The sequence below is a fragment of the Roseobacter sp. MH60115 genome (genome assembly GCF_015644665.1).
In the GTDB taxonomy this organism is placed as follows: domain Bacteria; phylum Pseudomonadota; class Alphaproteobacteria; order Rhodobacterales; family Rhodobacteraceae; genus Roseobacter.
In genome coordinates this window covers 417,293-428,860 of sequence record NZ_JADOBQ010000003.1, presented here as the reverse complement: position 1 = coordinate 428,860, position 11,568 = coordinate 417,293, and the positions used below count along the sequence as shown (strand labels likewise).

The 11,568-nt window shown below is 62.4% G+C and carries 10 protein-coding genes; 4 read left to right on the top strand and 6 right to left on the bottom strand.

From position 1 onward, the window contains the following. Positions 1–23 precede the first annotated feature (23 nt). Positions 24–1,001, top strand: coding sequence for a Gfo/Idh/MocA family protein (locus ISX84_RS12490; protein ID WP_195820693.1), 978 nt, complete (start codon positions 24–26; stop codon positions 999–1,001). Between the two features lie 2 nt (positions 1,002–1,003). Here ISX84_RS12490 and ISX84_RS12485 read toward each other — a convergent pair whose 3' ends face one another. The 6 genes from ISX84_RS12485 to ISX84_RS12460 all read right to left on the bottom strand — a co-directional run bounded on the left by ISX84_RS12485 (position 1,004) and on the right by ISX84_RS12460 (position 7,656). After that, the gene (locus ISX84_RS12485) at positions 1,004–2,824 is read right to left on the bottom strand and encodes a M3 family oligoendopeptidase (RefSeq protein WP_195820692.1); all 1,821 of its coding nucleotides are present in this window, start codon (positions 2,822–2,824) and stop codon (positions 1,004–1,006) included. A 69-nt stretch (positions 2,825–2,893) separates the two neighbouring features. After that, entirely contained in the window at positions 2,894–3,778 is an 885-nt protein-coding gene (locus tag ISX84_RS12480; protein ID WP_195820691.1) for an amidohydrolase family protein, read from the bottom strand. Then, on the bottom strand, positions 3,771–5,369 hold the full coding sequence (locus ISX84_RS12475; protein WP_195820690.1) for an ATP-dependent DNA ligase: 1,599 nt from the start codon (positions 5,367–5,369) through the stop codon (positions 3,771–3,773). The genes ISX84_RS12480 and ISX84_RS12475 overlap by 8 nt, the downstream gene beginning before the upstream one ends. Then, positions 5,366–6,379, bottom strand: coding sequence for a ligase-associated DNA damage response exonuclease (locus ISX84_RS12470; protein ID WP_195820689.1), 1,014 nt, complete (start codon positions 6,377–6,379; stop codon positions 5,366–5,368). The genes ISX84_RS12475 and ISX84_RS12470 overlap by 4 nt, the downstream gene beginning before the upstream one ends. A 39-nt stretch (positions 6,380–6,418) precedes the next feature. Then, positions 6,419–7,366 (bottom strand): alpha/beta fold hydrolase, encoded by a 948-nt coding sequence (locus ISX84_RS12465; protein ID WP_195820688.1) that lies wholly within the window; start codon positions 7,364–7,366, stop codon positions 6,419–6,421. Then, a complete protein-coding gene (locus ISX84_RS12460; protein WP_195820687.1) occupies positions 7,366–7,656 on the bottom strand; it encodes an SCP2 sterol-binding domain-containing protein in 291 nt (96 codons plus the stop codon). The genes ISX84_RS12465 and ISX84_RS12460 overlap by 1 nt, the downstream gene beginning before the upstream one ends. 75 nt (positions 7,657–7,731) lie before the next feature. On the opposite strand from ISX84_RS12460, the gene ISX84_RS12455 reads away from it, so the two are divergent. Genes ISX84_RS12455 through ISX84_RS12445 form a run of 3 tightly spaced genes read left to right on the top strand, consistent with a single transcriptional unit; the run spans position 7,732 to position 11,524 of the window. Beyond that, positions 7,732–8,289, top strand: coding sequence for a tetratricopeptide repeat protein (locus ISX84_RS12455; RefSeq protein WP_229884307.1), 558 nt, complete (start codon positions 7,732–7,734; stop codon positions 8,287–8,289). Positions 8,290–8,314: 25 nt separating this feature from the next. After that, positions 8,315–11,146 (top strand): helicase-related protein, encoded by a 2,832-nt coding sequence (locus ISX84_RS12450; protein ID WP_195820685.1) that lies wholly within the window; start codon positions 8,315–8,317, stop codon positions 11,144–11,146. Beyond that, positions 11,147–11,524, top strand: coding sequence for an RNA-binding S4 domain-containing protein (locus ISX84_RS12445; protein ID WP_195820684.1), 378 nt, complete (start codon positions 11,147–11,149; stop codon positions 11,522–11,524). It begins immediately after the preceding gene. Positions 11,525–11,568: the final 44 nt, after the last annotated feature.

Sequence of the window (11,568 nt, the reverse complement as noted above, 5' to 3'; positions counted from 1 at the left end):
CGTTGAAACAGGGAGATATGGGCATGACATCACTACGCTGGGGCATTTTGGGCGCATCCAATTTTGCAGCAAACGTCATGGGCCCCGCCATCCATGCCGCCAGAGGGGCGCAACTGATGGCGCTAGCAACCTCAGACACTGCCAAAGCGGCCCCCTTCGACGCCTTTGCACCGGGGCTTCGGGTGCACGAAAGCTATGACGCGTTGCTGGCGGATGAACAGGTGGATGCCGTCTATATCCCGCTGCCCAACCACCTGCATGTCGACTGGAGCCTGAAAGCGCTGGCGGCCGGCAAACATGTGCTTTGTGAAAAGCCGATGACCCTGCAGGCAGATCAGTTCGATGAGCTGATTGCGGCGCGCGATGCCTCCGGGTTGCTGGCCGCCGAGGCGTTCATGATCGTGCATCATCCGCAATTCGTGCGGGCCAAAGAATTGATCGCGGAGGGAGCAATCGGGCACCTCCGCCATGTGGACGCGGTGTTTTCCTATTTCAACGCGGATCAGGCCAACATCCGCAATCAGGCTGCGGCGGGGGGCGGCGGGTTGCCGGACATTGGCGTCTATACCTTCGGGTCGGTGCGCTATGTGACCGGGCAGGAACCGCTTTCGGTGCCCTATGCGCATATCGACTACGAAAACGGGGTCGATACCTTCGTGCAGATGGCCGCAAAATTCCCCGATTTCACCTATTCTGCGGTGGTCTCCATGCGTCTCTTCAACCGGCAGGAGATCGTGTTTCACGGCGATCAGGGCGTTTTGCGCGTGACTTGCCCATTCAATGCAGGCGTCTTCGATCAGGCGGAATTATGTCTGGAATCCAAAGTCCACACCCGCGTGATTGAGAGGTTTCCCGGTGTAAACCACTACGTCCTGCAGGTGGAAGCCTTCGGCGCATCGGTCCGCGAGGGCGTGCCCTATGCGTGCCCGCTGGAATTCAGCAAGGGCACGCAGGCCATGATGAACATGGTTTTCGAGGCGGGTTGCAGGCCGGAGGGCTGAGCTCAGTCCTCCATCGCCTCCAATTCGTCGATGAAGCCCGAGATCATGCTGAGCCCCTTGTCCCAGAACGCAGGGTCCGAGGCGTCGAGGCCGAAGGGCGCAAGCAATTCCTTGTGGTGTTTGGACCCGCCCGCTTTCAACATGTCGAAATACTTGTCCTCAAAACCCGCGTCGCCTTCGGCGTAAACCGCATAAAGTGCGTTCACCAGCCCGTCGCCAAAGGCATAGGCGTAGACATAGAAGGGCGAATGCACGAAATGCGGGATATAGGCCCAGAAGGTCTCGTAGCCGTCCATGAATTCAAAGGCAGGCCCAAGGCTTTCGGCCTGGACGCTCATCCACAGCGCGTTGATGTCATCCGGTGTCAACTCGCCACCCCGGCGCGCGGCGTGCAGTTTGCATTCGAAATCATAGAAGGCGATCTGGCGCACGACCGTGTTGATCATGTCCTCAACCTTGCCGGCCAGCAGCACCTTGCGCTGGGCCTGCGTCTCGGCCCCGTCCAGCATCTTGCGGAAGGTCAGCATTTCGCCAAAGACACTGGCGGTTTCGGCCAAGGTCAGCGGGGTGGAGGAGAGCATTTCACCCTGTTCCGCCGCGAGCACCTGATGCACGCCGTGGCCCAGCTCATGCGCGAGCGTCATCACATCACGGGGTTTGCCTAGATAGTTCAGCATCACGTAGGGGTGCACGTTGGTGACAGTGGGATGCGCAAAGGCGCCCGGGGCCTTACCCGGCTTCACGCCCGCGTCGATCCAGCCCTTGCTGAAAAAGGGCGCCGCAATCTCGCCCATGCGCGGATCAAAGGCGTTGTAGGCGTCCATGACCGTGTTCTCGGCTTCGGCCCAGTTCACGATCCGGGTATCTTCCATCGGCAGCGGCGCATTCCGGTCCCAGACCTGCATCTTGTCGAGGCCCAGCCACTTGCGTTTGAGCTCATAGTAGCGGTGGCTGAGCTTGGGATAAGCGTCGACAACGGCATTGCGCAGCGCCTCGACCACCTCCGGCTCCACCTGATTGCTGAGGTGGCGACCCAGTTGCGCCGTCTCCATCCCGCGCCAGCGATCGACGATTTCCTTTTCCTTGGCTTGCGTATTGTGCACCCGCGCGAAGGTCTTGATGTTTTCTGAAAACACCTCGGCCAGCACCCGCGCCGCCGCCTCGCGTTTGCCACGCTCCGGGTCTGTGAGCAGGTTCAGCGTGCCTTCGATGTTGAGCGTCTCGCCCTCCACCTCGAATTCCAGCCCCGCAATGGTCTCATCAAAAAGCCGCTCCCAGGCATCGCCCACGACACCGAGATCGTGCAGGAACTTCTCCAACTCGTCGCTCAGCTGATAGGGTTTCATCGCCCGGATGCGGTCAAAGACCGGCTTATAGCGCGCCAGATCGGCGTTCTGGGCGTAAAGACCCTCCAGATGATCATCCGGCAGGCGGTTGATCTCCAGCGTGAAAAACACCAGCGGCGTGGTGAAATTGGTGATCTTTTCCTGCAGGTCGGACATGAACTTGGCCCGGCCCGCATCGGTGGTCAGCTGGTAATAGCGCAGACCGGCAAAGGACATGATGCGCCCGGCGATCTGGTTGATCTTTTCGTTCCGCAACACACAGTCCAGAAATCCCGGGGCATCCAGCTCGCCCAGCTTGCCTTCGTAGTCGGTGGCAAAGCTCGCGCAGGCCTGTTCCAGCCAGTCCAGATCACGCTTGAGTTCGGTGGCGTCTTCCCCGGTGTAGAGGTCATCGAGATTCCACTCGGGCAAATCGCCCAGAGGGGCGCCGCTACCGGCAGCATTTGCATCGCGCAGGGGAAAGGGGAGTTGAAACATCAAGGACCTCATCAGTGTTTGGCTATACCTATGTCGGGCAGGGCGGCGGGACAAGCGGGGCTTGTGCCTTCATGCAGTGTTGAACCCGAAAAGGCGTGCCGGGTTGTCCACGAGGATGCGCTGCCGGGTCTGTTCATCGGGCACAACGCGGTCGAAGGCGTTCAGAAGATCCGCCACCTGCGGCATCTGCGCATCCGCCAGCATCAGATGCGGCCAGTCGGAGCCCCAGAGGCAACGCTCCGGGTTGGCCGCGATCAGCGCGGCCACCAGGGCATCGGCCTGTGTGTAGGGGGCCGTGCACATGCGATAGAGAGCCGAGAGTTTCACCCAGGCGCGCCCCTCCGCCAAGAGCGTGCAGAGTGCCCTGAACCCGTCGCTGTCGGGGCTCAAGGCATCTCTGGGCCAGCCGATGTGATCGAAAACCACATCGACCGCCAAGCGCCGGACGTCGGCCATCAACTCTGTCATATGCTGATCTGCGTGGCAGAGCATTTGAAGGTGCAGGCCGCGTTCGGCCAAGGCCGGGGCCATGGCTTTGGCGCCTTCCCAGCTGAGAACACCGCCGTGCACGTAGTTGAGCCGCACGGCCGCCATGTTCCATTTCACAAAATCATCCATCTGCCGGTCTGACGCGTCATCGGCAAGCAGCCCGACGCCTTTGAAACCGGACCCCATGCGTTTCACGGTTTCGACCGTGACGCTGTTGTCCGTGCCGTAGAGGATGGAATGCACAATCACCCCGCGCGAAAAGCCTAATGTTTCCAGTTGGGTGCGGAACATCTCAAGCCAGTTGTCCAGATCAGGCCCCGGCGCGGGGTTTTCGACCCGGCCATTCCATAAGGGAAACTCCCCTGCACCCGCGACCAGATGCACATGCGCGTCGCAGGCCCCATCGGGCGCGCGTTTCAGGGGCGCCTGTGGGGGCGGTGGAAGAAGGGCGTCCGGTTTATCCATAAATCCTCAGCATGTCGTTCAAATCGGCCAGCGTGTTGGCTTCCTGCAGGGGTTTGTCCTGCCGCCAGCGCGACATACGCGGAAACCGTAGGGCAACGCCAGACTTGTGGCGCGGGCTGGCCTGAATGCCCTCAAAGGCGATCTCGAAAACATGATGCGGCGTCACCTGCCGCACCGGGCCAAAGCGCTGCAGCGTGTTCTTGCGCACCCATTTGGTGATCTCTCGGAATTCGGCATCGGTGAGGCCGGAATAGGCCTTGGTGAAGGGCACCAGATCATTGCCGTTCCAGACCGCAAAGGTGAAATCTGTGAAGAGATTGGCGCGCCGCCCGTGGCCCGCCTGCGCATAGATCATCACCGCGTCGATGGTCAGCGGGTCGAGCTTCCATTTCCACCAGTCGCCCTTTTTGCGGCCAACCAGATAGGGGCTGTCGGCGCGTTTGAGCATGAGCCCTTCGGCGTTTTTATCCCGCGCGATAGCGCGGATTTCGGCCAGATCGTCCCAGGTCTTGAAGTCCAGTTGGGGCGAGAGGCGCACCGGCGCTTCGGCTGGCAGGTCTGCGCAAGCGCGCTCAAGCAGGGCGCGACGCTCGGCGAAGGGCTTGTCCCGCATATCCGCGCCGTCCCATTCCAGCAGGTCATAGGCGTGCAGGACCACCGGCGCCTCGGTCAGCAGCTTATTCGGCACCGTCTTGCGCCCGATCCTGCGCTGAAGTGCGTTGAAGCTTGCAGGGCTTTCGGTCTGCGGATGCCAGACGAGCAGTTCCCCATCCAGCACCGTGCCCGGGGGCAGGAAATCCACCGCACGGGCCAGTTCCGGAAACCGGTCGGTCATCAACTCCTCGCCTCGCGACCAGACAAAATGCTGCCCGTCCCGCAGGATCAGCTGGCCGCGGATGCCGTCCCATTTCCACTCGGCCCGCCAGTCGTTCGGCGCGCCGAGCGCCTCCGGTCCGTCCTCCAGCGCATAAGCGAGATAGAAAGGGTAGGGACGCGAGGCATCGGCAGAGGCATCCTCGGCCTCGATCAGCGCCTCCCATGTGGTGTCGTCGGGGTGCCAGTTGCCCATCAGGCGGTGCGCCAGCTCCGCCTCCGATTTGCCGGTGGATTTGGCCAGCGCGCGCGTCATCAACTTTTGGCTGACCCCCATGCGAAACCCGCCGGTGATCAGTTTGTTGAAGACAAAGCGTTCCGTTCCGCCAAGCTGCGCCCAAACCTGAAGAACCGCGGCCTTCTGGTCCTCTTCCTCGACACTGGCCAGCGCGCGCAAGGCGTTGATCCAATGCGACAGGCTTTCATCAGAAGACGTTTCATTCGGGGGCAGCACCAGCGCGATGGTTTCGGCCAGATCGCCGACAATCGGGTAGCTCTCCTCGAAGAGCCAGAGCGGAATGCGCGCCTCTTCCGCCGCCCACTCGCGCAGCTTGGTGGTGGTCACCGCCCGTTTCGGTCTGCGCCCGGAGAACAGCGCCATGGTCCACATCCGGTCCATATCGGGCGCCTCGGCAAAGTAATCTGCCAGAGCGGAGACCTTCACCGTTGTCTTGGTGCTCTGGTCGATGGCGTTGAAAAGGGCTGCGAACCGCCTCATTCCTTGCCCTCCGTGTCCAGCATCTCGCCTTCGAACTCGGTGGGGACAACGCGGGCATTCCAGCCGTTTTCCGTCAGGTAACGGGTGAAGATATCCGTATACCCATGCGTCACATAGATGTTTTCTGCGCCGGTCTCCTTGATCGTGTTGAGCAGTCCCTGCCAGTCTGCGTGATCGGAGATGACAAAACCCCGATCCCCCGCGCGCCTGCGCCGGACCCCGCGCAACTGCATCCAGCCGCTGGCAAAGGCGTTTTCCTGGGTCCCGAATTTCCGGGCCCAGGCGCTGCCCAGTGCGGAGGGCGGCGCCAGAACCAAGGCCCCCGGATAGGCCTTGGGGTCGATCTCAGCCGTCGCATGTACGGTGTCCGGCAGGTCAATCCCCTGCGCGCGCAGCACCTTGTTGGTGGCTTCCACGGCGCCATGGGTCAGGATCGGGCCGATATCCGCATTCAGCATGGTCAGCAATCGCTGTGCCTTGCCCAAGGCGTAGGCCCCCAGAAACGCGGTCTTGCCCGCCGCTGCGCAGGCCGCCCACCAGTCGTTGATCTCGCGCGCGATCTGGGCCTGAGGCTGCCAGCGAAAGACCGGCAGCCCGAAGGTCGACTCCGTGATGAAGTGGTGGCAGCTCTGCGGCTCGAACGGCTCTGACAGCCCGTCGTCTTCGGTCTTGTAATCCCCCGAGACCACCCAGATTTCCCCGGCCACCTCGACCCGGATTTGCGCAGAGCCGGGCACATGGCCTGCGGGGTGGAACGAGACCTGCGCATCGCCGATGGTAACCATTTCGCCATAGGGCACGCCCTGCGCGGTGATCTCCCCCAGACGGTGCTGCATCACGGGCAAGGCCGTGTTGGTCGCAAGGTACCTTTGGTGGCCACTGCGGGCGTGGTCCGCGTGACCATGGGTGATCAGGGCGCGGTCCACCGGACGCCATGGGTCAATGTAGAAATCACCGGCAGCGCAATAGATGCCGCGATCTGTGAACGTGAGGACGGGGGCAGGGCTCATGTCAGCCAATCTAGGCGGCTGGCACCGTTTGCCCAGACCCTAGCCGTGTCCGCCGCTGAGAAAGAGCTCGGTCATGCGGTCGAAGAGGGGATCGGCGGTGGCCGCGCTTTCCATCAGAACCTCGTGTTCGCCGTCCGGCACCAGTTCGAGGGTGCCGCGTTTCCATGCGTCCATACGGCGGTGTACGGCGCTGATATCGACAATGCGTTCGTTGGTGCCCAGAAAGGTGACACAAGGCAGGTTGGGCGACGGGCGGCTGGCCAGATGCCGTGTTTCCAGCAAGGCCTCGCGCAGCCAGACGAAACTGGGGCCGCCCAGAGCCAGTTCGGGGTGCGCTTCGAGTTGCTTTCGCATCATTTCGAACTGCTCCGGGTCGCGCGTGAGCAGATTGTCCTGAAACCCGTCGGTCAGGACATGGTGTTCGATCGTGGTACCGGGGGGCAGGCGATGACCCTGTCCGACGCGCGGCATCACATGGCTGAGCGTCCAGGCTACCGGTCGCAAATGCGGCGCAATGCGAATGCCCCACATCGGGCCAGTGAAGGCCGTGGCCTGCACCGACAATCCCTCCATCGCGGCGCGCAGGCCAATGGCGCCGCCCATGGAATGCGCAAGCAGGAAAAACGGCCGCGGCATCTCCAGTGTCCGGGCGGCGCGGACCAGCGCATTCACGTCTTTCTGGTAGTCGGTGAAATGCCCCACATGACCCACCAGCGCATTGTCGAGCATGCGATCCGCCAGACCCTGACCGCGCCAGTCGATGGCCATGCTTGCAAAACCACGCTGACCCAAGGCAGCCGCACAGCCGTCATATTTTTCAATGAATTCGGTGCGTCCGGGAAAGATCAGCACCGTACCTTTTGCCTCCGATTTCGACCATTGGCCGATCCGGACGCGCAGATCGTCAGAGGTCTGCGCCCAATGCGCAGCCCCGCCTTTCTCTCCAAAAGCGATGTCGCTGAGAAAAGGGGCGGGGCTGAGGCTCATCAGGCCAGCGCAGAGGCGAGTTGCATGGCCATGCCCATGTCGCCGTCCACGCTGAGCTTGCCGGTCATGAAGGCGCTTGTGGGGTTCGTGTCCCCGTCCAGAATGGATTTGAACGTTTCGGCATCCGCGCTCAGCGTCACGTCTGCGGCCTCATCGCCCGCGCGCGCGCCAGAGCTGTCCATCATCACGCAGCCTTCGCCCGCGATGTCGAATTTGGCCGTGCCGCCAAAGTCCGATCCTGCCAGTTTTTCGTTCAGCGCCGCCACGGCTTCGGTCACAATATCGCTCATCTTCACGCCCTTTTGGGTTAGCGGCATCTTTGGGCACTGGAATTGCCCTGCATGCCTGTTACATTCAAATGTGTTATGGCCATGAAACTCTATTTCCTCAAACGTGTCGTTACGGCATTTGTCATCGCGCTCGTTTTTGTCGCGCCAGCGCAAGCTCAGCAAAGCGAAGAGGCTTTATTGCAACAGTTGCGCGAGGCGCCCGAATCGGATGCGCAGCGGTTGGACCGCGAATTGGCCCTGATCTGGGGCAGTTCGGGGTCGGCGTCGATGGATCTTTTGCTCAAGCGCGGCCGCGACGCGCTTGAGCAGGAGGAGACGGGCAAGGCCATCGATCACCTGACGGCGCTGACCGACCATGCGCCGGATTTTGCCGAAGGCTGGCATGCGCGCGCGACCGCCTTCTATCAGGCCGGGCTCTATGGTCCCGCGCTGGATGATCTGGAACGCGCGCTGGCGTTAAATCCCAACAATTACAATGCGATCTTCGGGCTTGGCGTGATGTTGCAGGAGTTCGGCGATCATGACCGGGCCGCCGCGGCCTTCGAACGTGTTCTGGCCTTGCATCCCAACCATGAGAACGCGAAAACGGCGATGGAGCAGCTCAAGCGGCGCGGCATCGGTCGGACCCTCTGAGCAGCAACGAACGAAGGACAGCGCCGTGACAGGTGACACGCGGGTTGTGGCCGTTCTGGGCCCGACCAACACAGGCAAGACCACCTATGCCATCGAACGGATGCTGGGCCACCGCACAGGGGTGATCGGCCTGCCGCTGCGGCTTTTGGCGCGCGAAGTCTACGACCGTGTGGTGGCGGCGCGGGGCCCTTCCGTGGTGGCCCTGGTGACGGGCGAAGAGCGGATCGTGCCGCCGCGCACGCAATACTGGATCTGCACGGTCGAGGCGATGCCGGACGGGATCGGCTGTGATTTTCTCGCGGTGGATGAAATCCAGCTCTGCGCCGATCCGGAGCGTGGCCATGTGTTTACCGACCGGTTGCTGCGTGCCCGCGGGCTGCATGAGACGCTGTTTCTGGGCGCCGACACCATGCGCGGCCCGATCCGCGCGTTGGTGCCGCAGGCGCAATTCGTCCAGCGCGAGCGCATGTCCGAATTGACCTATGTTGGTCCGAAAAAGATAAGCCGGATGAAGCCGCGCAGCGCCATCGTCGGGTTTTCGGTTGAGAATGTATATGCCATCGCCGAACTCATTCGGCGTCAGAAGGGCGGTGCGGCGGTGGTTATGGGGGCACTCAGCCCGCGCACCCGCAACGCGCAGGTCGACATGTACCAGAACGGTGAAGTGGACTATCTGGTGGCCACGGACGCCATCGGCATGGGGCTGAACCTCGACGTGGATCACGTGGCCTTTTCGGCGCTTTCCAAATTCGACGGGCGGCGGATGCGGCCCCTGGCCCCGAACGAGCTGGCCCAGATCGCCGGGCGCGCCGGGCGGGGTATGAAAAACGGCACCTTCGGGGTCACGGGCGATGCTTCCCCGCTGGACGAAGGGGTGGCTGAGGCGATCACATCGCATCGGTTCACACCGCTGAAAAAGCTCAACTGGCGCAATCACGCGCTGCGATTCGGCTCCATCGACGGTCTGATTGCCAGCCTTGAAGCCCCACCGAGTGACGAGGTGCTGGTCAAGGCCCGTGAAGCGGACGATTTGGGCGCGCTCAAGGTGCTGGCACAGGACGCCGAAGTGGCGGCGCGGTGCACCGACGGGCCCTCCGTCAGGCTGCTCTGGGACGTGTGCCGCATTCCCGATTTTCGCGGCATCAGCCACGCCGAGCACACGGGCCTTCTGGAGGCGATTTTCAACCATTTGCATGAGCGTGGCAGCTTGCCCGACGACTGGCTGGCGCAGCGCATCAACAGAATTGATCGAACCGATGGCGACATTGATGCGTTATCCAAGAGATTGGCGTTTATCCGCACGTGGACATATGTCGCGCAGCGCAAAGGCTGGACGATTGATGAAAGTCATTGGCGGGAGCAGACGCGTTCTGTAGAAGACCGATTGTCGGATGCGCTGCACGAGCGTCTGACGCAAAGATTTGTAGACCGGCGCACATCCGTGCTCTTGCGCCGGCTCGGCCAGAAGGAAGCCATGGTGGCAGAAGTATCGAATACCGGCGAAGTAACCGTCGAAGGTGAGTTTGTGGGGCGGTTGGAAGGTTTCCGCTTTTCACAGGACAAGGGTGCCGGTGGCGCCGAGGCGAAGACGATCAAATCGGCGGCGCTGCAGGCGCTTGGGCCGCAATTCCATCTGCGCGCGGATCGGTTCTACAATGCGCCCGATACGGAGATCGATTTCACCGAGCAAGGGGGCCTTGTCTGGGGCAAGGACGCCGTTGGCAAACTGGTGGCCGGTGCCGATGCGCTGAAGCCGCAGGTCGAGGTGTTCGTGGATGATGTGGCAGGCCCGGAGGTTGCGCAAAAGGTGCAGCGCCGGTTGCAGCATTTCATCGACCGCAAGATCGCAGCCCTGTTCGAGCCGCTTTTGAACCTCAGCCGGGACGAGGAACTCACCGGTCTGGCGCGCGGGTTCGCCTTCCAGATGGTGGAGGCGCTGGGTGTGCTGCCGCGGGCCGCCGTGGCCGATGATGTAAAGGCACTGGATCAGGATGCGCGCGGCGCGTTGCGCAAGCATGGTATCCGTTTTGGTCAGTTCACGATCTTTATGCCGCTTCTGCTGAAACCCGCGCCGACGCGCTTGCGGCTGGTGTTGTGGTCCTTGATGCAGGGCGTGCAGGATTTCCCTGAAGCCCCGCCGCCCGGTCTGGTGACCATTCCTGCGGACAAGACGGCCCCGGCCGGTGCCGACACGATGTCCGGCTACCGCATTGCGGGGGAACGCGCGATCCGCATCGACATGCTGGAGCGGCTCGCGGATATGCTGCGCGGCGAGAATTCGCGCGCCGGGTTCGAAGCCAACGCTGACATGCTCTCCATCACCGGGATGACGCTCGAGCAATTTGCCGATCTCATGCAGGGCCTTGGATACAAGGCCGACAAGGGCGAGCGGACCAAGGTGAAACCGGTCGATGCCGTGGTGACGCCAAGCGAGCCCACACCAGTGGAAGGCGACACGCCGGTCATGGATCAGGCGGAGGCAGCCGAGGCTCCTGCCGTCCCAACGCCGGAGACACCTGACAGCGAAACGCCCGTTCCGGTGACACCTGCCGAAGAGACGCCCCTTGGGGAAGCCCCCGATGCGGAAGAAGCGGGCCCGGAGCTTGAAACTTTCTATACGTTCACCTGGGGTCGCCCGCCGCGCAACGCCGGGGCGTCCAACCGCCGTCAGGGCGGGGATCGCCCGCAAGGCAAGGGTAAGGGCAAACCGGGAGGCAAAGGCAAACGTGGCGGTCCCCGTGGAGACAAGGACAAGGGGGCGCAGAAATTCTCCGCCCGGCCGCCCAAGCCGGAGAAGAAGATCGACCCGGACAACCCCTTTGCCGCCGCGCTCATGGGGCTGAAGGACACCAAGTGATTGGCTGAAAAACTCCGCCTCGACAAATGGCTCTGGCATGCGCGGTTCTTCAAAACCCGCTCGCTGGCGGCCACGCGGGTGGCGGCAGGGGATGTGCGCGTCAACGGCGTGCGTACGGAGAAACGCAGCCAGATGGTGGGCCCCGAGGACGTCCTGACCTTCGCTCAGGGCGATCACGTTCGGGTGATCCGCATCCAGGCCATCGGCGTGCGGCGCGGTCCGGCCCCCGAAGCGCAGACGCTTTATACCGATTTGTCCCCGCCGGAGCCCAGATCGAAGGACACTGCCCCGGAAAACCCCGGGTTTGAGGGAAAAGGTCGCCCGACAAAGCGGGATCGCCGCATCCTTGATCTTTCTAAGGCGCGCTCCCTTGAATGATCGGGTTGGCTCATTTAGCTACCCTTCAGAGACCGGGGAAAAGA

Excerpts from the sequence above, each read along its gene's own strand:
- ISX84_RS12490 (WP_195820693.1), top strand. The coding sequence starts at position 24 with ATGACATCACTACGCTGGGGCATTTTGGGCGCATCCAATTTTGCAGCA.
- ISX84_RS12485 (WP_195820692.1), bottom strand. The coding sequence starts at position 2,824 with ATGTTTCAACTCCCCTTTCCCCTGCGCGATGCAAATGCTGCCGGTAGC.
- ISX84_RS12480 (WP_195820691.1), bottom strand. The coding sequence starts at position 3,778 with ATGGATAAACCGGACGCCCTTCTTCCACCGCCCCCACAGGCGCCCCTG.
- ISX84_RS12475 (WP_195820690.1), bottom strand. The coding sequence starts at position 5,369 with ATGAGGCGGTTCGCAGCCCTTTTCAACGCCATCGACCAGAGCACCAAG.
- ISX84_RS12470 (WP_195820689.1), bottom strand. The coding sequence starts at position 6,379 with ATGAGCCCTGCCCCCGTCCTCACGTTCACAGATCGCGGCATCTATTGC.
- ISX84_RS12465 (WP_195820688.1), bottom strand. The coding sequence starts at position 7,366 with ATGAGCCTCAGCCCCGCCCCTTTTCTCAGCGACATCGCTTTTGGAGAG.
- ISX84_RS12460 (WP_195820687.1), bottom strand. The coding sequence starts at position 7,656 with ATGAGCGATATTGTGACCGAAGCCGTGGCGGCGCTGAACGAAAAACTG.
- ISX84_RS12455 (WP_229884307.1), top strand. The coding sequence starts at position 7,732 with ATGGCCATGAAACTCTATTTCCTCAAACGTGTCGTTACGGCATTTGTC.